Below are 22,408 nucleotides of genomic sequence, written 5' to 3'. Positions count from 1 at the left end.
GAGTGATCCGGGTAACGTCCGCCACCCCCTTGCGGGCCGCAGCCGCCCGGCCCCGCACCGGGTGCCGCCCGGCCGCGCGCCGGATGCCCCGCACCGGGTGCCGGGCATCCGGCGCCGGGTGTCGGGCGGCCCGTCCTACCGCGTCACCTCGTCCTCGATCTCCTCGGCGACCTCTTCCGGCTCCCGTCCGGGGGTCTTCAGATCGAACTTGGTGATCACGACGCGGAAGAGCACGTAGTAGACCACCGCGAAACACAGCCCGATCGGGATGATCAGCCATGGTTTGGTGGCCAGGCTCCAGTTGATGACGTAGTCGATCAGCCCCGCGGAGAAGCTGAAGCCGTCGTGGACACCGAGTGCCCATGTCACCGCCATCGAGACACCGGTCAGCAGTACATGGATGACGTACAGCGCCGGGGCGACGAACAGGAACGAGAACTCGATCGGCTCGGTCACCCCCGTGACGAACGAGGTCAGCGCCGTCGAGAGCATCAGGCCGCCGACCACCTTGCGCCGCTCGGGCCGGGCCGCGTGCGTGATGGCCAGCGCGGCGGCGGGCAGCGCGAACATCATGATCGGGAAGAAGCCGGACAGGAACTGCCCCGCGCTCGGGTCGCCGGCCAGGAAGCGGTTGATGTCGCCGTGCACGACCTCGCCGTCCGGCGTCTTGTAGCTGCCGAACTGGAACCACATGAAGGTGTTCAGGAACTGGTGCATGCCGATCGGGATGAGGGCACGGTTGGCCACCCCGAAGATGCCCGAACCCCAGGCGCCCAGGTCCGTCATCCATTTCGAGAAGCTGGTGAGCCCGTCCCCGATCGGCGGCCACACCCACTGGCACACCACCGCGAAGAGCAGCGCGACGAAGGCCATGATGATCGGCACCAGGCGGCGGCCGTTGAAGAAGCCGAGCCAGTCCACCAGCTTCACCCGGTGGAAGCGCTGCCAGAACCACGCCGCCAGCAGGCCGACGACGATGCCGCCGAAGACCCCCGGGTTCTGGAAGGTGGCGGCGCCGGCGGCGGTACTGTCCTTGGCCAGGCAGGTCCCCAGCTCGGCGTCGAAGGTGGTGCCGGACGGGCAGTCGGGGAACTGCTGGAGGATGTTGTAGTAGACGAGGAAGCCCGCGACGGCGGCCAGCGCCGTCGAGCCGTCCGCCTTCTTGGCCATGCCGATGGCCACGCCGACGCAGAAGAGCAGCGGCAGCCCGAGCGCCGAATCCAGCAGGGCGCCGCCCGCACCCTGGAAGACCTTGGCCACATCGGTCCAGCCCAGCCCCTCGTCCCCGAAGATGTCCGGCTGGCCGAGCCGGTTGAGGATGCCGGCGGCGGGAAGCACCGCGATGGGGAGCTGGAGGCTGCGGCCCATCTTCTGCAGGCCCTGGAAGAAGGCGGAGCTCCACTTCCTCCCCGGCCCGGCTGCGGCGTTGGCGCTCACGAGCCTCCTCCTGACGCATACTGGTGTAGACCACTAGCGGCGGCTACGGCAATCGCCGTCGCCGTCACCGTCATCATTCGCCAGACAGTGCACCGGCGCTCGGATAGCTGGGCTGATCGTGGGTTAACGTGACAAAGCACCACGCTGCCCACCGGGCCGGAACACAGGGAGAGGGGCAAGGACATGGCCAGCAAGGCTGAGAAGATCGTCGCCGGACTCGGCGGACTCGACAACATCGAAGAGGTCGAGGGCTGCATCACCCGCCTCCGCACCGAGGTCAACGACGCCTCCCTCGTCGACGAGGCCGCGCTGAAGGCCGCCGGCGCGCACGGCGTCGTCAAGATGGGCTCCGCGATCCAGGTCGTCATCGGCACCGACGCCGACCCCATCGCCGCCGAGATCGAAGACATGATGTAGGGACGCGCCCCGTAAGGGGCGCGGGGAACTGCGCGAGGAAGCACAACGCACCCGCAGCCTGCAACGCACAGCAAGGGGCACCCCCTCATCAGCACTGCGGCAAGCAGAGAGGGAGCCCCCTCTCTCATTCGGCTGAGCCACCCGGCCAGGGATACGCTCGCACGCATGTCACGTATCGACGGCCGTACGGCCGAGGAGTTGCGACCCGTCACCATCGAGCGCGGTTGGAGCAAGCACGCGGAGGGGTCAGTCCTCGTCTCCTTCGGCGACACCCGGGTGCTGTGCACCGCCAGCCTGACCGAGGGTGTGCCGCGCTGGCGCAAGGGCAGCGGGGAGGGGTGGGTCACGGCGGAGTACGCCATGCTGCCGCGCGCCACCAACACCCGCGGGGACCGCGAGTCCGTGCGGGGCCGGATCGGCGGCCGTACCCATGAGATCTCCCGCCTCGTCGGGCGTTCGCTGCGCGCCGTGGTGGACACCAAGGCGATGGGTGAGAACACCATCGTGATCGACTGCGATGTACTGCAGGCCGACGGCGGCACCCGCACCGCGGCGATCACCGGCGCGTACGTCGCGCTGGCCGACGCCGTGGCCTGGGCGCAGGACCGCAAGCTGGTCAAGGCCAAGGCCCAGCCGCTGACCGGCACCGTCTCCGCCGTCAGCGTCGGCATCGTCGACGGCGTGCCGCTGCTCGATCTGCGCTACGAGGAGGACGTCCGCGCCGAGACGGACATGAACGTGGTCTGCACGGGCGACGGCCGGTTCGTCGAGGTGCAGGGCACGGCGGAGGGCGCGCCGTTCGCCCGGGAGGAGCTCGACGGGCTGCTCGATCTCGCGGTCGCGGGCTGCGCGCAGCTCGACGGCCACCAGCGCACGGCGCTGGGACACTGAGGCGAGGACGGGAAACCGCGGAAAGCGGGCATCCGGGGGAACTTTGCTCTCGCTTTACGCGTCTAACCGGGTGCGGGCCGCACGTGTCGAACCGTGCGGCCCGACCAGTCGTTGTCGGAAGGGGAGGGGGACGCGCAGGTGTCACGGAGGAAGACCGTCACCGCGACAGCAGCCGTCGCACTGGTCGTCGCACCCCTGCTGCTGAGCTGTTCGGCGGTGGACAGGGCGCTGGACTGCGCCGGAACGGCCTCGACCATCGCCCGGTCCGTCGACGACCTCCAGCAGGCCGTCTCCGACGCGGGTGAGGACCCGGCCCAGGCGGACAAGGCCCTGGACCGGATCGACAAGAACCTCACCGAGATGGACAAGGAGACGGACGACGGCGATGTCGGCAAGTCCGTCTCGCGGCTGCGCGAGGCGGTCGACAGCGTCCGCTCCGATGTGGAGGCGGGCCGTACGCCGCGCACCCAGCCGGTCGTGGACGCGGCGGACGAGCTGACGAAGGTGTGCACACCCGGCTGAGCGGTCGGCACCGGCCAAGTCGCCGCCCCCTGACCGTCACGCGGTCGCCCGGCGCGATACTTGGTGGCCATGAGCACTCAGCGTCTGATCCTGGCCACCCGCAACGCCCACAAGGTCTCCGAACTGCAGGCGATCCTCGCCGACGCGGGCCTGGAGATGGACCTGGTGGGTGCCGACGCCTATCCGGAGGTGCCGGACGTCAAGGAGACCGGTGTGACGTTCGCGGAGAACGCCCTCCTCAAGGCGCACGCCCTCGCGCAGGCCACCTCGCTGCCCGCCGTCGCGGACGACTCCGGGCTCTGTGTGGACGTACTCGGCGGAGCGCCCGGCATCTTCTCGGCGCGCTGGGCGGGCCGGCACGGGGACGACGCCGCCAACCTGGAGCTGCTGCTGGCCCAGCTCGCCGACATCGACGCCGCGCACCGGGCGGCACACTTCGAATGCGCCGCGGCCCTCGCGCTGCCCGACGGCACCGAACGGGTCGTCAGCGGCCGGCTGCGCGGCACCCTGCGGCACGCCCCCGCCGGCGCGGGCGGCTTCGGCTACGACCCGATTCTGCAGCCGGAGGGCGAGACCAGGACCTGTGCCGAGCTCAGCCCTCAGGAGAAGAACGCCATCAGCCACCGCGGCAAGGCGTTCCGCGCGCTGGTGCCCGCAGTGCGGGAGTTGGTCCGCTGAGGGGTGCCTCTTGTGGTGCGCTGCGGGGTGCGGGCGCTCTGTGGCTGGTCGCTCCCCCAAGTTCTCGGCTTCGCTCGAACCGGGGGACGGGACCCCCATCGCGGCGGAGCCGCACATGGACACAGTCCCGCGCCCCTTCGGGGCGCCCCGCCCGTCACGGTGCGCGAGGGGGGACTCGAACCCCCACGTCCGAAGACACCGGCACCTAAAGCCGTCCCGTCTACCAATTCCGGCACTCGCGCGCGCACGTATCGTACTGCGCCCGGCCGTCCGCCCGCCGGGCCGGGGGCGGACAGACGGCACGGGTCAGAAGGTGGGCTCGTGGGTCTCGGCCCGGGCCAGCGCCCGCGCCTCCTCCTGGGTGCTGACCGAGGGCGGCGAGCCCGCCAGCGGCTGCTGGGCCGTCTCCTTCATGCAGGCCACCGCGATGATGCCGAGCAGTGCCGCCCCCGAGGCGTAGTAGGCCGGAGCCAGTTTGTCGTCGGTGGTGTCCACCAGATAGGTCATCACGCCGGGCGCGGTACCGCCGAAGACGGCGGTCGCCACGTTGTAGCCGATGGAGAGCGAGCCGTAGCGCACATCCGTGGGGAAGAGCGCGGGCAGCGTCGCCGACATCGTGCCCAGCAGACACACCAGACAGGCCCCGAGCACCAGCAGCCCGCACAGCACCGCGACGAAGTTGCCCAGTTGGAAGAGGGCGAAGGCGGGGATGGTCAGTACGAGGAAGCCGACCATGCCCGTCATCAGGACGGGCTTGCGGCCGAACCGGTCGTTGAGGTGCCCCACCCGCTGGATCACCGTGGCCATCGCCACCATCGCGATGATGGCCGCGACCAGCTCCATCGAGTTCTCGTACCCGAGGGCGTCGGTGAGGTAGGCGGGCATGTACGACAGGAGCATGTAGTCGGTGACGTTGTAGGCGGCCACCAGGCCGACGCACAGCAGCAGCGTGCGCCACTGCTGGGTGAAGATCGACCTGAGCTCCTTCTGCGGCACGTTCTCCGACAGCCTCGGCTCGTTCGCCCCCACGGTGCCCGCCTCGGGGGAGTGCGACTGCTGCGCGGCCTGCCTCTGGAAGGCCGGGGTCTCGTCCAGCTTCATCCGCAGATACAGACCGACGACTCCGATCGGCCCACCCACCAGGAAGGGGATGCGCCAGCCCCAGCGCAGCATCGTGTCGTCGCCCAGCGCGGTGTTCAGCACCAGCACCAGTGCGGCCGCGCCGGTGTAGCCGGTGAGGGTGCCCAGCTCCAGGAAGCTGCCGAAGAAGCCGCGGCGCTTGTCGGGCGCGTACTCCGCGATGAAGGTCGCCGCGCCGCCGTACTCGCCGCCGGTGGAGAAGCCCTGCACCAGCCGGCAGACCAGCAGCAGCACCGGCGACATGATCCCGATCGACTCGTAGGAGGGGATCAGGCCGATGCAGAAGGTGCCCGCCGCCATCAGCACCATCGTCAGCGCCAGTACCGTCTTGCGGCCGATGCGGTCGCCGAGCGGACCGAAGAACAGTCCGCCCAGCGGTCGCACCAGGAAGGAGGCGGCGAAGGCGGTGAACGAGGCGAGCAGTTGGGTGCTGCCGCCGGGGAAGAAAACCTTGCCGATGGTGACCGCGAGATAGGCGTAGATCCCGAAGTCGAACCACTCCATGGCATTGCCGACAGCGGCCGCCGCGGTGGCGCGCTTGACTGTCGCCTCGTCCGTCACCGTGATGTCGCTACGGCGGACCTTCGGCGTCCGCCTGCGTCTGACCGCACGGAAAAGGTGCCGGTGCCGCTTGAGGGCAGCCGGGTCCCGGGGCTGATCCTCGTGCTTCATCCCTCATGGGTACCACCGGCTTCACCTCGGCATTCCCACCGCTGTCAAGGGCCCCGCAGGATCACTCCGAAGCCAGCCCCATGTCCTTGATCAGCTTGGCCACGTGCCCGGTGGCCTTCACGTTGTACAGCGCCCGTTCGACCTTGCCCTCCTCGTCCACGACGACCGTGGAGCGGATGACGCCGGTGACGGTCTTGCCGTACAGCTTCTTCTCGCCGAAGGCGCCGTAGGCCTCCATCGTCTCCTTGCCCGGGTCACCGACGAGGGTGACCATCAGCGACTCCTTCTCACGGAACTTCGCCAACTTCTCCGGCTTGTCGGGGGAGACGCCGATGACGTCGTAGCCCTGGTCGGCCAGCAGCTCCAGATTGTCCGTGAAGTCGCAGGCCTGCTTGGTGCAGCCGGGGGTCAGCGCCGCCGGGTAGAAGTAGACGATGACCTTCCGGCCCCGGTGGCCGGAGAGCGAGACGTCGTTGCCGTCCGCGTCGGGCAGCGTGAAGTCCGGGGCGACGTCGCCGGGCTCCAGTCGTGGGCTCATCGGGGCTCCTCACTCCAGTGCGTTTCCTCGGGTGGCCGCCGCGGTACCCACCGGTAGTGCTGTACTTGTCCGTAGTGGACTCATCCGCGGTCGACTTGTCCGCAGCGGCGGGGCCAGCCCTGCCCGAGCGTATCCAAAGGCCGCCGATCGGGGATGCCACGGGGCGGCGGCACCGGCTAGCTGACAGGATGGCCGCTGACACACGGTAGGACGCAGGACTGACAGCGACGGAGGCAGCTCGGTGCCGGAAGCCAGGACCCCCGCGGACATCGAGGCGGACATCATCCGCAGGCGGCAGGATCTCGCCGCCGCGCTGGACGAGATCGCCGTACGCGTGCATCCGAAGACCATCATCGGTGACGCCAAGGCGCGGGCGGCCGCCGCGGTGGACCGCACCGCGGGGCGGGCGTACGTCGTGGCCAACCGTACGGTCACCGATGTGCGGGCCCAGTTCGTCAGCGAGGACGGTGCCCCCCGGCTGGACCGGGTCGTGCCCGCCGCCGTGCTGGCCGTCGCCCTGGTGGGCGGTGCCCTCGCCCTCTCCTCCCGGCGCAAGCCCGCCGGCCGTGGCCGGGCTCGCCGCCGTCACCACTGAGGCGCTGAGATACGGTCTTCCGGTGAGCCCAAGGACCCCTGCTTCCACACACGATGACAAGCTGCCGATCCGCATGCTGCACGACCGCGTGCTCGTACGGACCGATACCAGCGAAGGAGAGCGCCGCTCCTCCGGCGGCATCGTGATCCCCGCGACGGCGGCCGTAGGACGCAAGCTCGACTGGGCGGAGGTCGTCGCCGTCGGCCAGAACGTACGAACGGTCGAGCCCGGGGACCGGGTGCTGTACGACCCGGAGGACCGGGCCGAGGTCGAGGTGCGGGGGGTCGCCTACGTCCTGATGCGCGAACGGGACCTGCACGCGGTCGCCGCCGAACGCCTCCAGGACACCGCCGACTCCACGGGTCTGTACCTGTAGCGTCGGCAGCGCCGCTGCCTTGGCGGCGGCCCCCCCGCGGCGAGTGATCCGCTCCGCCCCTGACGGAAGAAGGGCGCCCCCTCAGCTCCACGGAGGGGGCGCCCTTCCGTATTCACCGGCGCGTGCTCACCAGCGGCGGACGCCGGGCGCTCCGCCGTTCCAGGCGCTGCCCGGGTCTCCCTCGGTATCCCCGCCCGGGGCTCCGTTTCCGCCGATGCCGCCGGGGTCGCCGCCGCCGGGGTCACCGGGGCCGCCTCCGTCCACCCCGCCGATCGCCGGGTCGCTCGGCGGCGGGCTGCTGGGCGGCTGGGTGGACGGGGGAGGCGACGAGGGACCCTCGGTCGGCTCCTCGGGCCGGGTCGGCTTGTCGCTCGGCTCGTCCGACGGCGCATCGGAGCTCGGATCGGAGCTGGACGGCGGCTGGGTGCCGGGCACGTTCCCGTTGCCCGCCGTCTCCAGGTCGAAGTCCTTGACCGGGCGGCCCTCCAGCGCCTTCTTCGTGTAGGCGCCCCAGATCTCCGCCGGGTAGCCGCCGCCGTTGACGCGCGGCTGGCCACCGGCCCCGTACAGCGGCTCCTGGACGGCCGTCTTGGGGTTCTGGCCCATCACGCCGATGACGGTGGCCAGGTCCGGGGTGTAGCCCGCGAACCAGGCCGCCTTGTCCTCCTCGGCGGTACCGGTCTTACCGGCGGCCGGGCGGCCGGCGGACTGCGCCGCCGTTCCGGTACCGCCCTGGACGACGCTGCGCATCGTGGCCGTCGTGGAGTCGGCGGCGGCCCGGGGGACGGCCTGCTTGGGGTCGTGGTCGGGCAGGTTGACGACCTCGCCGCCCCGGGTGGCCTTCTGCACCATGCTGTAGTGGCCGTGCTTGCCGTGGTTGGCGAGCGTCGCGTACGCCTCGGCCATGTCCAGCGGCGAGGCCGTGGTGACGCCCAGCGCGATGGAGCCGTTCGGGGCCAGGTTGGGCACGTTCTTGGAGATGCCCAGGTCGACGGCGGTCTCCACGACCTTCTTGGGGCCGACGTCGATGCCCATCTGGGCGAAGACGCTGTTGACCGACTTGTCCATGGCGGTCGAGACGGGGATCTTCCCGTAGGAGCGCTGGTCCTCGTTCTCGGGCGCGTAGCCGGTGCCCTGGCCGTTGCTCACCACTTCGCGCTTGTTGGTGCCGTCGTAGATGGTGTTCGCGCGGATGGGCCGGCCGTCCTGGGTGGTGGACTTGTGCTGGATGGCCGCGGTGAACAGGAACGGCTTGAAGGTGGAGCCGACCTGGTAGTCCCGGCGGGTCGCGTTGTTCGTGTACTGCTTGGTGAAGCCGATCCCGCCGTACATCGCGACGACCTTGCCGGTCTTCGGGTCCACCGAGGCACCGCCGGCGCGGACGTACCTGTCGACCTTGCGGTTCTTCTTGTCCAGCTTCGACATCAGCTTGTCGTCGACCGCGTCGCGCATGGCCTTCTGCTTCTTCGGCTGGAAGGTCGTGGTGATCCGGAAGCCGCCGGCCGCCAGCCGCTGCTCATCGATGATGTTGTTGTTGATGAGGTAGTTCTTGACCGCCCAGACCAGGTACCCGCGCTCCCCGGACATGTTCCGCGGCGGCTTGACCGGGTCCGGTTCGGGGAACTTCATCTTCGCCCGCTCGCCCTTGCTCAGCCAGCCCTCCTCGACCATGCCGTCCAGGACGTAGTTCCAGCGGGCGACGGCGCGGTCCTTGTTCTCCGGGTGGGCGCGGGTGTCGTAGGCGTTGGGCGAGTTGACCAGCGCGGCCAGATACGCGCCCTCGGCCGTGGTCAGCTCGCTGACGTCCTTGCCGTAGTAGGCGTGCGCCGCCGACTGGATGCCGTAGGCGTTGCGGCCGAAGTAACTGGTGTTGAGGTAGCCCTGCAGGATGTCGTTCTTGCTGACCTCGTTGTCCAGCTTCAGCGCGATGAAGAACTCCTTGGCCTTACGGGTGACCGTCTGGTCCTGGCTCAGGTAGTAGTTCTTCACGTACTGCTGGGTGATCGTCGAGCCGGACTGGCGCTCCCCACCGGTGATCATGTTCCAGCCGGCGCGGGCCATCGCCTGCGGGTCGACCGCGGACTCGTTGTAGAAGTCGCGGTCCTCGGCGGCCAGCACCGCGTGCTGGGCCTTCTTCGGCACCTGACCGAGTGTGATGTTCTCGCGGTTGATCTCGCCGTCCCGGGCGATCTGGGTGCCGTCCGCGTACAGGAAGACATTGGTCTGCGCCGCCGCGGCCTTGTTCGGAGCCGGGATGCTCACCAGCAGATATCCGGCGACCAGCGCGCCCGACACCAGCAGGACGATCAGCAGCACGCCGCCCAGCACCATCCGCCAGGTGGGCAGCAGCCGGCGCCAGCCGGTGCGGCGGCGCTTCTGCTTCTTCTCCAGCTTCGCTGCCTTCTTCGCTGCCTTCTTGGCTTCCTTGGCGCTCATGCCGTTGTCCGCGGCGGAGGTGTTCTCCATGAGGCTGCCGCTCTCCTCGGGTGGGGTGCTGTCCCCGCCCGGTCCGTGCCCCACGGGCATGGCGGCCGTCGGGTCCGCACCGGCCGGTGGCGGCGGTACGGGCGGGGTGGGCGCCGCCGGCGAAGCGGACTGCTGGGACGAAGCAGGCGGCTCGCTCGGCGCGGGCTTGTCCGGTGCTGCGGGCTGCTCGCTCGGCGCCGGCTCCTCGCTCCCGCCCGGGGCGGGCTGCTCGGGCCGGTCGGACCGCGCGGGCTGCTGGGGTGCGGATATCGGCCCCTCGCCCCGGTCGGTGGGCTGCTGCTCGCTCCCGCCGTCGTCCTTCGGCGGGACGTCCTGGCCGGCGGGTCCCTTCCCGGCCCCGTCCGCGGCACTGCTTCCGGGCTGCTTCGTGCTGCTGTCCGGGGCCCCCGCGCTCTTCCCCGCGGCCCCGGCGGGCTTCTCCTGGGGGGTCTGCTCTGGCGGGCCGTCCGACTCCGGCTCCCGGCCTTCGGCGTCGCTGTTCGGCTCGTCACTCATGTCTGCAGGGACTCCTCGTCCAATGGCGGGCGATGCTGGTACGCCCCGTAGAACACTGTCGCACCCTCCGCACCGGAGAACGCCCTCGGGGCCGTAGCCCGGCCCGGTGGATATTCGATGGTCGTCCACCCGGCCCGTGAGCTAGGCTCCCTGGCTTCGCTCGCGCACGGTGCTCGCACGGAAGTGCTATGGGAAAGACGGTGAAGGAGCTCGAAAGGATGCATCTGCTCCGTCTCAATTTCGCCTTAGCCCTCAGCGGCTTCCGGCGCTACGCCACCTACCGCGTCGCCACGGCGGCCGGCGTCTTCACCAACACCGTCTTCGGCTTCATTCTCGCCTATACCTTCATCGCCCTGTGGCACGAGCGCCCCCACCTGGGCGGTTACGACCAGAGCCAGGCGCTGACCTTCGTCTGGATCGGTCAGGCGATGCTGGCGGGCGCGGCGCTGATGGGCGGCGGTTTCCAGGACGAGTTCCACGAGCGGATCAGGAACGGTGACGTCGCCATCGACCTGTACCGGCCGGTCGACCTCCAGCTGTGGTGGCTCGCCTCCGACCTGGGGCGGGCCGCCTTCCAGCTGCTGGGCCGGGGTGTGGCGCCGCTGGCCGTCGGGGCGCTCGCCTTCGACCTGGCGCTGCCCTCCTCCCCGTGGGTGTGGCTGCGGTTCCTGCTCGCCGTCCTGCTGGCCGTCGTGGTCAGCTTCGCGCTGCGCTACCTGTTCGCGCTGTGCGGCTTCTGGCTGCTGGACGCGACCGGACTGAACGCCCTGTCCACGCTGCTGAGCCTCTTCTTCTCCGGGATGCTGCTGCCGCTGACCGTCTTCCCCGGTGCCTTCGGCGAGGTGGCGCGCCTGCTGCCGTGGTCGGCCACGCTGCAGGTGCCCGCCGACGTACTGCTGGGCACCCACCCGGGCGGATCGGCGGCCGGGCTCGCCTTCCAGACGGGATGGGCGCTGGTGCTGCTGGCCGCGGGGCGCGCGCTGCAGACCGCCGCGACCCGCAAGGTGGTGGTCCAGGGTGGCTGACGGAACGCCGCGGCTCCGGGCGGTGCTGGGTGATGCGGTCTGGGGGGTACGGGTCTACGGCTTCATCGTGGCGATGTGGGTGCGCTCGACGATGGCCTACCGGGCCTCGTTCGCGATGATGCTGGCGGCGAACTTCGCGACGACCTTCCTGGACTTCGCCGCCATCATGATCATGTTCTCGCAGGTCGACGCGCTGGGCGGCTTCACGCTGCCCGAGGTCGCCTTCCTCTACGGCACCTCCTGTGTCGCCTTCGGCCTGTCCGACCTGCTGCTGGGCACGGCGGAACGCGTCGGCCGCCGGGTGCGCGACGGCACGATGGACGTCCTGCTGACCCGCCCTGTCCCCGTCCTCAGCCAACTCGCCGCCGACCGGTTCGCGCTGCGCAGGCTGGGCCGGATCACCCAGGGCTCGCTGGTGCTGGGCTGGGCCGTACTCCGGCTGGACCTGGACTGGACGCCGGGCAGGGTGGCGCTGCTCGTCTCCATGGTGCTGAGCGGCGCCGCCATCTTCGGCTGTGTGTTCGTCCTCGGCGGTGCCTTCCAGTTCTGGGCGCAGGACGCCTCGGAGGTGCAGAACGCCTTCACCTACGGCGGTACGACGCTGCTCCAGTACCCACCCACCGTCTTCGGCAAGGAACTGGTGCGCGGTGTGACGTTCGTGGTGCCGCTGGCCTTCGTCAACTGGCTGCCGGCGCTGCGTCTGCTGGGCCGGGACGATCCGCTCGGGCTGCCGGGCGGCTTCGACTTCGCCTCCCCCGCCGTCGCGCTGCTGTGCTGCGCGGTGACGGGCCTGGTGTGGCGGGCGGGGCTGCGCGCGTACAGCAGCACAGGAAGCTGACGGAAGGAAGTGGGAGCTGTGAGCGACGGGGACGGCGAGTTCATCGATGTCCGGGAGCTGACCAAGACGTTCACGGTGCGCCGCAGAACCGGCCTGCTGCGCCGTACGGCCACTCAGGTGCACGCTGTCGACGGGATCTCCTTCGCGCTCCGGCGCGGGGAGATGGTGGGCTTCATCGGGCCCAACGGGGCCGGCAAGTCGACCACCATCAAGATGCTCACCGGCATCCTCACCCCGACCGATGGAAGCCTGCGGGTGGCCGGGGTCGACCCTTCCCCAAGCTCTCGGCTCCGCTCGAGCAGGGGAGGCCCCTATCAGGAGCGCACCCGGCTGGTGCGGCGGATCGGCGTGGTCTTCGGGCAGCGCACCACCCTGTGGTGGGACCTGCCGCTGCGGGACTCCTACGGACTGGTCCGCCGTATGTACCGCATCCCGCGGGCCCGCTACGAGGAGAACCTGGCGCGCTGCGTGGAGCTGCTGGAGCTGGGCGACCTGCTGGATGTGCCGGTACGGCAGCTCTCCCTGGGGCAGCGGATGCGCGGCGACATCACCGCCGCGCTGCTGCACGATCCCGATGTGCTCTACCTGGACGAGCCCACCATCGGCCTGGATGTGGTCAGCAAGGCCCGGGTGCGCCGGTTCCTGGTCGCCCTCAACGCCGAACTGGGCACCACCGTGCTGCTGACCACTCATGATCTGAGCGACATCGAACACCTGTGCAAGAGGGTCGTGGTCATCGACCACGGCCGCCTCATGTACGACGGCCTCCTCTCCGGCCTGCACGAGGTGGGCCGCGGTGAGCGCACCCTCGTGGTCGACCTGGAACGGGAGCTGCCCCCCATCGAGGACATTCCCGGCGCCCGCACGGTGCGCACCGAGGGGCCCCGCCAATGGCTGGCCTTCCCCGCCTCCGCCAGCGCCGCGCCCCTGGTCTCCCAACTGGCGGCCGACTACCCGCTGGTGGATCTGTCCCTCCGCGAGCCGGCCATCGAGGACGTCATCGCCCGGATGTACGCGGGCTGAGGACCCGGCGCGACGCAGCCGCCGGGCCCGTCCTCACAGCTTCGCCGGGCGCGCGCCCTTCAACGTCTTCAGATCCAGGGCCTGGGCCATGGCCTGGTACCCGTTGTCGCTCGGGTGCAGGTGGTCGCCCGAGTCGTAGGCCGCGCGCAGCCGCTCCGGGTGCGCGGGGTCCCGCAGGGCGGCGTCGAAGTCGACGACGTCGTCGTACACCTTCCCCTTGCGGATCTCGGCGTTGACGGCCTGCCGCACGGCCTCCATCCGAGGGGTGTAGCCGCGGTGGCCGCCGAACGGGGTGAGGGTGCCGCCGACGACGCGCAGGCCCCGCGCGTGCGCCTGGCGCACCAGGTCCCGCAGACCGTTGACGATCCGCTGCGGATCGCGCTGGCGGGGCGGCTTGATGATGTCGTTGAGGCCCATCTCCACGACGACGACCTTCACACCGGTGCGGGAGAGCACGTCGCGGTTCATCCGCGACAGCGCGCTCGGCCCGTTGTTGGGCGAGAACTTGCTGCCGTCGACCAGGACCCGGTTACCGCTGATGCCCGAGTTGAGAACGCTCAGCCGGGGCGCGTCGCGCTCGGTGCGCAGCCGCTCGGCGAGGAAGTCGGTCCAGCGCCGGTTGGCGCCGGGGCTGGAGGTGATGCCGTCCGTGATCGAGTCACCCAGCACCGCCACGGCGCCCTCGGTCTCGGAGCTCCACACGTCCACACCGGTGAGATAGCGCCAGTACGGGCTCTGCTGGTCGAAGGCGGTGCCCGAGGTGTCCTCGGCGCGGTCGCCCGCGGCCACATAGCTGGTCTGCCGGGCGTACGGGTGGTAGGTGACAGGCCCCGAGGGGGTGGGCGAGTAGGTGGTGACCAGCAGGTCGGCGGCGGGCGGCACGTTCAGCCGCACCGCGTCGCTGGTGACCTCGCCCCCGGCCGGGATGGTGACCGAGGACTTGTTGCCGAAGGTGAGGCGGCGCATGCTGCCGGCCGCGGCCGTGGGGTTGCTCGGGGCCGCGGCGAGGGCGACGCTCGCGTGGGTGATGGTCAGCGGGCGGTTGCCGAACAGATTGGACAGCTGGACACGGGCCTGGGTGCCGCCCACCGAGGTGTGCACGACGTTCCGTATCGACATGTTCGCGAAGCCGTCCCGCGAGCGCGGTTCGGCCGCCGCGGGCGCCGCGGCCCAGGTGCCGACCCAGTTGCCCGAGGAGGCGGGCGCGGCCGAGTTGCGTGCCTGGGGTGAATTCTCGTCCAGCCCGTCGCCGTTGTTGCCCGCTCCGATGAATATCGCGGTCGAGACGAGGACCACGATCGCCGCCAGCCCGGCGAGCAGGGCATAGCCCATGTTCCTGGTCACGCGCGATGGTTCTCCTCGGGCTGCACGGAGCCCGCCGACTCCGGATGGTCTGCGGTGCCATGATCCCACGATCGGGGCACGGCGCCCGCTCGGGGGCCGTACGCCGGACGGGCAGTCGGTGGGCTTTCCCCCGGCACCTGGTCCTTGCTGATGTCGTTTCACTACCGCCGCTCACACAGACGCGGAACAGGCTTGCTCCGTTCCCTCCGATGTCCGGCAAGGGAGAATGTCCCTCCCCGGGCTCGAGGGCGGTTCGGGGCGGAAGGGGTACCCCGAAGCTCCGGAGCGTCCGCCGGTGTCGGGGGCGTGGCCAGGGGCGATGCAGGGGGAGAGTGGATCGGATGGAACCGACGACTCGGGGCGAGCGGACCGAGGGTGAGGATGCCCACGTGAGAGCGATCACACGCGGCCGTGCCGCATCCCGGCAACTCCCCGGAGCCGGGGACGAGGCGCTACGCCACTCGGGTGCCGCCGGGGCTTCGGGTGCCGCCGGGGCTTCGGCCCCTTCAGGTGGTCCGGGCGGTCCCGACGGCCCGGGTGGTCCCGACGGCCCGGGTGGTCCGGGCGGCCGGGGTGGTTCCGGGGGCGCCGGTGGTGCCGGAGGGCCGCGGGGGCCGGGCGGCGTCGGCGGCTTCACCCCCGCGGACGAGGAGCGGCGGCGCGGCGTACGGCGGATGAAGACCATCGCCACCGGGGCGCTGCTGCTGATGGCCACCGTCTTCGTGCTGGCCAAGTGGGCGGGGCACGCGGGTGCGGGCTCCTGGACCGGTTACGTCGCGGCTGCCGCCGAGGCCGGGATGGTGGGCGCGCTCGCCGACTGGTTCGCGGTCACGGCGCTGTTCCGGCATCCGATGGGACTGCCGATCCCGCACACCGCGATCATTCCGACCAAGAAGGACCAACTCGGGCAGAGCCTCGGCGATTTCGTCGGGGAGAACTTCCTCTCCGCCGCTGTCGTCCGCGACCGGCTGCGTGCCGTCGGCATCAGCAGCAGGCTCGGCGCCTGGCTGGCACAGCCGGAGAACGCCGACCGGGTGACGGCCGAACTGTCCACCGCGCTGCGCGGGACGCTGACGGTGCTGCGGGACTCCGACGTCCAGGCCGTCGTCAGCGAGGCCATCACCCGCCGGGCCACCGCCAAGGAGGTGGCGCCGGGGCTCGGCACGATGCTGGAGAAGATCGTCGCGGACGGCGGTCACCGCCGGGTGGTCGATCTGGTGTGCACCCGGGCCGCCGAGTGGCTGCGCGAGCACGGCGACTCGGTCATGGGCGCGGTCACGGGGGGCGCGCCGGGCTGGACTCCGAAGTTCGTCGACCGGAAGGTCGGTGAACGCGTCTACCGCGAACTGCTGCGCTTCGTCACCGAGATGCGGGACATGCCCGATCACCCCGCGCGCGGCGCCGTGGACCGCTTTCTGACCGACTTCGCCGCCGACCTGCAAAGCGACCCGGACACCCGCGCCCGGGTGGAGCGGCTGAAGAACGAGACGCTGGCCCGCGGCGAGGTGCAGGACCTGATCGCCTCGGTGTGGGGCGCCGTGCGGGCCATGCTGGTGGCCGCCGCCGAGGACGAGCGCAGCGAACTGCGGGTCCGGGCCCGGGCCGCGCTGCTGTCGCTGGGCAACCGGCTGGCCGCCGACGGGCGGCTGCGGTCGAAGGTGGACGGCTGGATCGAGGGCGCCGCCGTACATCTGGTGACCACCTACCGGGAGGAGATCACCTCGCTGATCTCGGAGACGGTCGCCGGCTGGGACGCCGAGCACACCTCGAAGAAGATCGAGGCCCATATCGGCCGGGATCTGCAGTTCATCCGGATCAACGGTACGGTCGTCGGCTCGCTGGCCGGGCTGGCCATCTACACGGTGGCCCGGCTGTTCGGGGTGTAGATCCGCGTGGGCCAGTGTTTCCGTGACACGGAAGCTACGGTCCAGTACGTGAACTCTCTCTTGTGGTTCTGAACGCCCTCTTGGAGGATCAGCTGATTCGCCTGGGAGGGAGAGCGACGTGAAACTGCTCCGCGTCGGACCTGCGGGAGCCGAGCGCCCCGCGCTGCTGGACGAGGACAACACCCTGCGCGACCTGTCGGGGATCGTTGCGGACATCGACCCCGGCCTGCTCGCGGACCCCGCCGCGCTCGACAGGGTGCGTGCGGCGGCCGCCGCCGGGAGACTGCCCGGGATGGCGGCGGCGGCCGAGCCGGAAGGAGCGCGGATCGGGCCGCCGCTGGCCCGGATCGGAAAGATCGTGTGCATCGGGCTGAACTTCCACGACCACGCCCGGGAGACCGGGGCAGCGGTGCCCGAGGAGCCCATCGTCTTCATGAAGGCGCCCGACACCGTCGTCGGCCCCCACGACACGGTGCTGATCCCGCGCGGCAGCGAGAAGACCGACTGGGAGGTCGAACTGGCCGTCGTCATCGGCCGCACCGCCCGCTGTCTGGACTCCCACGAGGAGGCACTCGCCCACGTCGCCGGGTACACCGTCGGCAACGACGTGTCCGAGCGGGCCTTCCAGATCGAGCGCGGCGGCCAGTGGGACAAGGGCAAGAACTGCGAGACCTTCAACCCGCTGGGCCCGTGGCTGGTGACGGCCGACGAGGTGCCCGACCCACAGGCGCTGGAGATGCGCCTGTGGGTCAACGGGCAACTGCGGCAGGACGGCAGCACGGCGGACCAGATCTTCTCCGTCGCCGAAGTGGTGCGCTACCTCAGCCACTTCATGACGCTGTATCCGGGCGACGTGGTCTCCACCGGCACCCCGGCCGGTGTCGCCATGGGTATGGCCGAGCCCAAGCCGTACCTTCGCGCCGGCGACGTCGTGGAACTGGAGATCGAGGGGCTCGGCCGCCAACGCCAGGTCATGAAGTCGGCGTAACGACTGCGCAGCGTCAGGCGCCGTGCGTGAAAGAGCGGGCCGCCTCCAGCACCTGGAGGGTGGCCGCCGCCTCATGGGCGGTGACCGGCGGCGGGGTGCCGTCGTGCAGGGCGGCGGCGATCGCGTCGTAGAACGCGGGGTAGTCGCCGTCCAGCGTGGGCACCTCACGCAGCTCGTCGGGGGCGTCCTGGGCGCCGAGCGTGCCCCACGCGCCCTGGGGCTCCACACCCCAGGGCGCCCCCTCGGCGGGGCGCGCGCCCGCGCGCAGCGCGTTCTCCTGCGGGTCGAGGCCGTACTTCACATACGCGGCCCTGCTGCCCAGCACCCTGAAGCGCGGGCCGAGCTGGGCGGCGGTGGCGCTCATCCACAGATGGGAGCGGACGCCGGTCTCGTGGGTGATGGCGATGAAGGTGTCGTCGTCCGCCTCGGCACCCGCGCGCCGTACATCCGACTCCGCGTAGACGGAGGCGGCCGGGCCGAAGAGGGTCAGCGCCTGGTCGACCAGATGGCTGCCCAGGTCGTAGAGGAGTCCGCCCACCTCTTCGGGGTCGCCCGACTCGCGCCAGCCGCCCTTGAGCCGGGGCCGCCAGCGCTCGAAGCGCGACTCGAAGCGGAACACCTCGCCCAGCGCGTCCTGGCCCAGCAGCGAGCGCAGGGTGAGGAAGTCGTTGTCCCAGCGGCGGTTCTGGAACGGCGCCAGCAGCAGGCCCCGCGACTCGGCCTTCGCCGCCAGCTCGCGGGCCTGCTCGGCGGTGGGCGCCAGCGGCTTGTCGACCACGACCGGCAGCCCCGCGTCCAGTGCGCGGTGCGCGAGGGGCACGTGGGTGCGGTTGGGGGTGGCGATCACCACCAGGTCGAACCTGTCCGCGTCCGCGAACAGCTCGTCCGCCGACGCGACCGTCCGCACCTCGCCGTCCGGGCCGCCTGCCGCCCGTGCCTGCTTCCGGCGCTCCGGGTCGGAGGTGACCACGGTGTCCAGCGCGAGCCCCGGTGTGGTGGCGATCAGCGGGGCGTGAAAGACCGATCCGGCCAGGCCGAAGCCGAGCAGCCCGACGCGGAGCGGCGTGACGGTGGTGTCCATGCGGTTCATGCCCCCACCCTTGCAAAGCCTTCCGGCGGGAGCACGCACCGCACCCGCCTCCGTACCCCGGCCCCGGGTACTCGACGGCGTACGCCCCGGGTACTCGACGGCGTACGCCTCGGCTGACCGGCACCGGTCGCTGCCGTTACGCTGAGCGCGGCGGCCGGTTCGTGCTCGGCTCACGCGCGCACGTCCCCGCCGGCCGGACCACCACGACCTGGCAGGAGTCCATCCGTGGCAGAGCGCAAGCCCATCGAGTCCTGGCTCACCGACATGGACGGTGTGCTGATGCACGAGGGGATCCCCGTCCCCGGCGCCGACTCGTTCATCAAGCGGCTCAAGGAGTCGGGGCGGCCGTTCCTGGTGCTCACCAACAACTCGATGTACACCCCCCGGGACCTGCACGCCCGGCTGTCCCGTATCGGACTGAGCGTGCCGACGGAGAACATCTGGACCTCCGCGCTGGCCACCGCGCAGTTCCTGGACGACCAGCGCCCCGGCGGCACCGCCTACGTCATCGGGGAGGCCGGGCTGACGACGGCCCTGCACGACATCGGGTACGTCCTGTCCGACGCCGACCCCGACTACGTGGTCCTCGGTGAGACCCGCACCTACAGCTTCGAGGCGCTGACCCGGGCCATCCGGCTGATCAACGACGGTGCCCGCTTCATCGCCACCAACCCCGACGAGACCGGACCCTCGGCCGAGGGCGCGCTGCCCGCCACCGGCTCGGTCGCCGCCCTCATCACCAAGGCCACGGGCCAGCACCCCTACTTCGTCGGCAAGCCCAACCCGCTGATGATGCGCGCCGGGCTGAACGCGATCGGCGCGCACTCCGAGACCAGCGCGATGATCGGTGACCGGATGGACACCGATGTGCGCGCGGGTATGGAAGCCGGACTGGAGACCTTCCTGGTGCTGACGGGTCTGACCCGGCCCGACGAGGTCGAGCGGTACCCCTACCGCCCCTCCAGCGTCGTCGATTCGATCGCGGACCTCGTCGACCGGGTCTGAGGACGACTTCCTTGCCCTGCAGGGGCCGCCGTGCGGAGTAGAGGGCCGTGCTCTGCGGATGCGGAGCGGCACCCCCGGGCGGAGCGTCTATGGCATCGGACCGATGCCCCGGAGGTCTCCGCCATGCCGCACGTCCCCGCACCCGCGACGCCGGTCCGCAGCGGGGCGGGCCGTTGGCGGCCGGCCGTCGGGGCGGGGTGGGTCCTGCTGATGGTGGTGGTGTGGCTGTGCGCTCCGGACTCCGGCGCGTCCGGTGCGGCCGGGGGCGGCCCGCTGCTGGGGGACGTCTCCCGGGCCGGCGGCCTCGCCGCGGAGGGCTCCGCCACGAAGCGTCCCGCTGCGGGGGCCGCCGCCCCCGCAGCGGCAGCCGGCCGGGGTCAGGCAGTGGGAGCGGCGGACTGCTCGCGGGGGGCGGACCGCTGCCGGCGCAGGGACGGGGCCGCGAAGACGGCACCCAGTACGCCCCACAGGACCACCTGTCCGCCCAGCGAGAGCATCCGGAAGTCCCACAGCAAGGTGGCGGGCACCGGGACCGTGTCCGGGTTGTCCGGCAGCAGGAAGAGCGCGGCCAAGGTGGCGACAACGGCTGCCGCGGCGCCCGACTGACGCACGGGCAGCCCGTGCCCGGCCTGCCCGAGCCGCTGGTGGACCTGGTGTGCCAGCACCGTTCCGAGTACGCCGATGACCAGCGCGGCCAGCCACAGGCCCTGCCGCTCGGTGACGGTGCCACCGTCGCCGACCCCCGGCGGGTTGGCGGGGTAGCGCAGCGCCGGAAGCAGGGACAGCGCGAGGAACCCGGCGCCGGCCAGGCCCATGGAGCGCTGCCAGCCGCGGCCGTCGTCCCGGGGCGCCGAGCGGTTGGGGGCACCTCCCGGCCGAAGGCTGGGGGACGACACGTGGGCGAGCGTGAAGAACACGCCGATCGCCAGACCGGCCACCACGGCGGTGACCACCAGTCCGAGGTGCTGGGTGCCCCGGCTGAAGAGCTCCTCGGCCTCGGCGGCATGGCTGTGCCCCGAGTGGGAGGCGCCCGCGTGCGCGGTGGCGGCTTCGGCTGCCGAGCGTTTCTCCTCCAGCCGGATGGCCCGGTCCATCAAGGGCTCGGCCAGCAGCAGTGAGAACAGCCCGGACGCCAGCCCCGCGATCCCGCCGGCCGCGAGGCCGCGGCCGAGCAGGGGCAGCAGGGGATAGGGAGTTGGTTGTGCGGAGACGGACATGACGAGCGACCCCCGATCGGTCAGTGGCAGGGGGCGCCGAACAGATGACGGCCGTCGTGCGAGAACTCGTGCAGATAGGAGCCGGTTGCCGAGACGAGGTTGCCGTTGTCGACGAAGACGGCGTACAGGGCGATCAGCGCGACGATCGCGGCGGCGGCGACGATGAGCCAGTCGCGGGCCCTGACGGTCGCCGGGTGTGCGGCGGCGCTCTCGGGTGCGACGGTCGTGCCGAGGGTGTGCTGGGACATCCGCGTGCCTCCTCCTGGGGTTTCCACGCCCCATCGGTGGAGAAGCGACAGATCAGTTCCTGACTTCCGCGGCCGCCGGGGCGGTTGCGGACACAGTGGCGGGACCGTCCCGGAGTCGCACCGGGTTCCTGAGCACTGTCGCCTCGATATGAAAGTGTGCCGTTCCGGAGGCTCCCAGCCTGTCATGACCACTGTCAACAAGGTCCCCGTCACACTCCCCGTCGCACCGGGTGCGGAACTCGGCCGTGCGAACCGGGCGTTGTGACACGATGGGGCGACGTTGTGGCCCGTCAGCGGTCCGGTCGGCGGCCGGCCGACGGTTCGGTCGATGGCCGGAGTACAGCCGAGGGGGAGTGGATGTACGGCAGCGCCAGTAGCGGCGCCCGGCGCCCGCGTACCGCGCGCGCGATATGCGCCCGCGCCCGGGGCGTCGCCGGGAGCGCGGTGGCGGGAGCCCTGTTGCTGGCCGGCTGCTCGTCGGGTGGCGGCGCGGACGACGGTGACCCGCAGGCGGGTCCCACCGTGCGGCAGCGCCCCGAGTCCGTGGCCCCGTACTGGGTCGACCCCGCGGGGAACGCCGCACGGCAGGCGCGTGCCTACGCCGAGGACGGCAAGTCGGCGCGGGCCGCACAGCTGAAGAAGATCGCCGAGCAGCCGGTGGCCGAGTGGATCGACTCGGCCGACCCCCGCGGCCACACCGCCCGCGTCACCAAGGCCGCGGCCGCCGCGGACCGGGGCGCGCTGCTCGTCCTCTACAACGTGCCGCAGCGGGACTGCGGGCAGTACAGCAAGGGCGGCGCGAAGGACGCGGCGGCCTACCGCGCTTGGCTGGACGGCGTCGTGGCAGGCATCGGGAAGCGCACCGCCACGGTGATCGTGGAGCCGGACGCACTGGCCCACACCGTCTCCGGCGCGTGCGCCGCGCCCCAGCTGCGCGAGGAGCGCTACCGGCTGCTGCACGACGCCGTCACCCGGCTCAAGGGGCTCCCCGGCACGACGGTCTACCTGGACGCCGGAAACCCGGACTGGGTCCGCGACCCGGGCGCGCTGGTCGAGCCCCTCCGCCGGGCGGGGATCGGCAAGGCCGACGGGTTCGCGCTGAACGTCTCCAACTTCCAGACCACCGCCTCGAACGTCGCCTACGGCAAGCGGCTGTCCTCGATGGTCGACGGCAAGCACTTCGTCGTCGACACCAGCCGGAACGGCAACGGGCCGCTGCGCGGCAGCGGGGACGAGCGCTGGTGCAACCCGCCCGGCCGGGCGCTGGGCGAGGCGCCCACCACCCGGACAGGACACGACAAGGTGGACGCCTATCTGTGGATCAAACGGCCGGGCGAGTCGGACGGCCAGTGCCGCGGCGGCCCCGCGCCGGGCACGTGGTGGCCGTCCTACGCCCTGGAACTGGCCCGCAACACGAAGGGGTGAGCCGTGACAGGCGGCTGACCAGGGGGTGCCCCTGGCTGTCCGTTGCAGGCCAGGGGTGCGTTGTGGCTGTG

At 71.3% G+C, this 22,408-nt stretch carries 21 protein-coding genes, 1 tRNA gene and 1 riboswitch; of the genes, 13 read left to right on the top strand and 9 right to left on the bottom strand.

What is annotated here, in order from left to right; translation table 11 throughout:
* Nucleotides 1-135: 135 nt before the first annotated feature.
* Nucleotides 136-1,437: a PTS transporter subunit EIIC gene (locus KBY19_RS20985; RefSeq protein WP_099881288.1), complete on the bottom strand. Its 1,302-nt coding sequence runs from the start codon at nucleotides 1,435-1,437 to the stop codon at nucleotides 136-138.
* Between the two features lie 183 nt (nucleotides 1,438-1,620).
* On the opposite strand from KBY19_RS20985, the gene KBY19_RS20980 reads away from it, so the two are divergent.
* The 4 genes from KBY19_RS20980 to rdgB all read left to right on the top strand — a co-directional run bounded on the left by KBY19_RS20980 (nucleotide 1,621) and on the right by rdgB (nucleotide 3,945).
* Nucleotides 1,621-1,854, top strand: coding sequence for a glucose PTS transporter subunit EIIB (locus KBY19_RS20980; protein ID WP_099881286.1), 234 nt, complete (start codon nucleotides 1,621-1,623; stop codon nucleotides 1,852-1,854).
* 165 nt (nucleotides 1,855-2,019) lie between these two features.
* Nucleotides 2,020-2,745 carry a ribonuclease PH gene (gene rph / locus KBY19_RS20975; protein ID WP_099881284.1) on the top strand — a complete coding sequence of 242 codons (726 nt, stop codon included), beginning with the start codon at nucleotides 2,020-2,022 and terminating at the stop codon, nucleotides 2,743-2,745.
* A gap of 138 nt (nucleotides 2,746-2,883) precedes the next feature.
* Nucleotides 2,884-3,267, top strand: a complete 384-nt coding sequence (locus KBY19_RS20970) for a hypothetical protein (protein WP_099881282.1) — start codon at nucleotides 2,884-2,886, stop codon at nucleotides 3,265-3,267.
* A 69-nt stretch (nucleotides 3,268-3,336) separates the two neighbouring features.
* A complete protein-coding gene (gene rdgB, locus KBY19_RS20965) occupies nucleotides 3,337-3,945 on the top strand; it encodes an RdgB/HAM1 family non-canonical purine NTP pyrophosphatase (RefSeq protein WP_099881280.1) in 609 nt (202 codons plus the stop codon).
* A gap of 160 nt (nucleotides 3,946-4,105) precedes the next feature.
* On the opposite strand, the gene KBY19_RS20960 is transcribed toward rdgB, so the two are convergent.
* The 3 genes from KBY19_RS20960 to bcp all read right to left on the bottom strand — a co-directional run bounded on the left by KBY19_RS20960 (nucleotide 4,106) and on the right by bcp (nucleotide 6,295).
* Nucleotides 4,106-4,187: transfer RNA gene (locus KBY19_RS20960), tRNA-Leu, on the bottom strand.
* A 64-nt stretch (nucleotides 4,188-4,251) separates the two neighbouring features.
* On the bottom strand, nucleotides 4,252-5,757 hold the full coding sequence (locus tag KBY19_RS20955; RefSeq protein ID WP_210966393.1) for an MFS transporter: 1,506 nt from the start codon (nucleotides 5,755-5,757) through the stop codon (nucleotides 4,252-4,254).
* Between the two features lie 61 nt (nucleotides 5,758-5,818).
* Nucleotides 5,819-6,295, bottom strand: a complete 477-nt coding sequence (gene bcp / locus KBY19_RS20950; protein ID WP_210955249.1) for a thioredoxin-dependent thiol peroxidase — start codon at nucleotides 6,293-6,295, stop codon at nucleotides 5,819-5,821.
* 241 nt (nucleotides 6,296-6,536) lie between these two features.
* On the opposite strand from bcp, the gene KBY19_RS20945 reads away from it, so the two are divergent.
* Complete coding sequence (locus KBY19_RS20945; RefSeq protein WP_099881274.1) at nucleotides 6,537-6,890, top strand: DUF3618 domain-containing protein; 354 nt, start codon at nucleotides 6,537-6,539, stop codon at nucleotides 6,888-6,890.
* Between the two features lie 73 nt (nucleotides 6,891-6,963).
* Nucleotides 6,964-7,266 carry a co-chaperone GroES gene (locus tag KBY19_RS20940; protein WP_099881272.1) on the top strand — a complete coding sequence of 101 codons (303 nt, stop codon included), beginning with the start codon at nucleotides 6,964-6,966 and terminating at the stop codon, nucleotides 7,264-7,266.
* Between the two features lie 126 nt (nucleotides 7,267-7,392).
* On the opposite strand, the gene KBY19_RS20935 is transcribed toward KBY19_RS20940, so the two are convergent.
* Nucleotides 7,393-10,248: a transglycosylase domain-containing protein gene (locus tag KBY19_RS20935; protein WP_099881270.1), complete on the bottom strand. Its 2,856-nt coding sequence runs from the start codon at nucleotides 10,246-10,248 to the stop codon at nucleotides 7,393-7,395.
* Between the two features lie 218 nt (nucleotides 10,249-10,466).
* On the opposite strand from KBY19_RS20935, the gene KBY19_RS20930 reads away from it, so the two are divergent.
* The 3 genes from KBY19_RS20930 (at nucleotide 10,467) to KBY19_RS20920 (ending at nucleotide 13,134) form a co-directional block, all read left to right on the top strand.
* A complete protein-coding gene (locus KBY19_RS20930) occupies nucleotides 10,467-11,273 on the top strand; it encodes an ABC-2 family transporter protein (RefSeq protein WP_099886533.1) in 807 nt (268 codons plus the stop codon).
* A gap of 73 nt (nucleotides 11,274-11,346) precedes the next feature.
* On the top strand, nucleotides 11,347-12,111 hold the full coding sequence (locus KBY19_RS20925) for an ABC transporter permease (RefSeq protein ID WP_099881268.1): 765 nt from the start codon (nucleotides 11,347-11,349) through the stop codon (nucleotides 12,109-12,111).
* Between the two features lie 9 nt (nucleotides 12,112-12,120).
* The gene (locus tag KBY19_RS20920) at nucleotides 12,121-13,134 is read left to right on the top strand and encodes an ATP-binding cassette domain-containing protein (protein WP_210966392.1); all 1,014 of its coding nucleotides are present in this window, start codon (nucleotides 12,121-12,123) and stop codon (nucleotides 13,132-13,134) included.
* Between the two features lie 33 nt (nucleotides 13,135-13,167).
* Here the strand turns inward: KBY19_RS20920 and KBY19_RS20915 are convergent, their stop codons facing one another.
* A complete protein-coding gene (locus tag KBY19_RS20915) occupies nucleotides 13,168-14,466 on the bottom strand; it encodes an SGNH/GDSL hydrolase family protein (RefSeq protein WP_210966400.1) in 1,299 nt (432 codons plus the stop codon).
* 353 nt (nucleotides 14,467-14,819) lie between these two features.
* On the opposite strand from KBY19_RS20915, the gene KBY19_RS20910 reads away from it, so the two are divergent.
* Nucleotides 14,820-16,364 carry a DUF445 domain-containing protein gene (locus KBY19_RS20910; protein WP_210966391.1) on the top strand — a complete coding sequence of 515 codons (1,545 nt, stop codon included), beginning with the start codon at nucleotides 14,820-14,822 and terminating at the stop codon, nucleotides 16,362-16,364.
* 118 nt (nucleotides 16,365-16,482) lie between these two features.
* Entirely contained in the window at nucleotides 16,483-17,352 is an 870-nt protein-coding gene (locus tag KBY19_RS20905; protein ID WP_099881262.1) for a fumarylacetoacetate hydrolase family protein, read from the top strand.
* 13 nt (nucleotides 17,353-17,365) lie between these two features.
* Here the strand turns inward: KBY19_RS20905 and KBY19_RS20900 are convergent, their stop codons facing one another.
* Nucleotides 17,366-18,442 (bottom strand): Gfo/Idh/MocA family oxidoreductase, encoded by a 1,077-nt coding sequence (locus tag KBY19_RS20900; protein ID WP_210966390.1) that lies wholly within the window; start codon nucleotides 18,440-18,442, stop codon nucleotides 17,366-17,368.
* A 225-nt stretch (nucleotides 18,443-18,667) separates the two neighbouring features.
* On the opposite strand from KBY19_RS20900, the gene KBY19_RS20895 reads away from it, so the two are divergent.
* The gene (locus tag KBY19_RS20895; RefSeq protein ID WP_185016940.1) at nucleotides 18,668-19,447 is read left to right on the top strand and encodes an HAD-IIA family hydrolase; all 780 of its coding nucleotides are present in this window, start codon (nucleotides 18,668-18,670) and stop codon (nucleotides 19,445-19,447) included.
* A gap of 377 nt (nucleotides 19,448-19,824) precedes the next feature.
* Here the strand turns inward: KBY19_RS20895 and KBY19_RS20890 are convergent, their stop codons facing one another.
* Nucleotides 19,825-20,664: a CbtA family protein gene (locus KBY19_RS20890; RefSeq protein ID WP_210955253.1), complete on the bottom strand. Its 840-nt coding sequence runs from the start codon at nucleotides 20,662-20,664 to the stop codon at nucleotides 19,825-19,827.
* A gap of 20 nt (nucleotides 20,665-20,684) precedes the next feature.
* Complete coding sequence (locus tag KBY19_RS20885; protein WP_185016939.1) at nucleotides 20,685-20,912, bottom strand: CbtB-domain containing protein; 228 nt, start codon at nucleotides 20,910-20,912, stop codon at nucleotides 20,685-20,687.
* 32 nt (nucleotides 20,913-20,944) lie between these two features.
* Nucleotides 20,945-21,085, bottom strand: a riboswitch (cobalamin riboswitch).
* A gap of 184 nt (nucleotides 21,086-21,269) precedes the next feature.
* Here KBY19_RS20885 and KBY19_RS20880 point away from each other — a divergent pair.
* On the top strand, nucleotides 21,270-22,337 hold the full coding sequence (locus KBY19_RS20880; RefSeq protein ID WP_099881252.1) for a glycoside hydrolase family 6 protein: 1,068 nt from the start codon (nucleotides 21,270-21,272) through the stop codon (nucleotides 22,335-22,337).
* Nucleotides 22,338-22,408 lie beyond the last annotated feature (71 nt).

This window comes from Streptomyces sp. B15 (assembly GCF_018070605.1).
GTDB lineage: Bacteria > Actinomycetota > Actinomycetes > Streptomycetales > Streptomycetaceae > Streptomyces > Streptomyces smyrnaeus.
The sequence above is the reverse complement of the archived record's forward strand: the minus strand, read 5'-3'. Positions and strand labels throughout refer to the sequence as shown.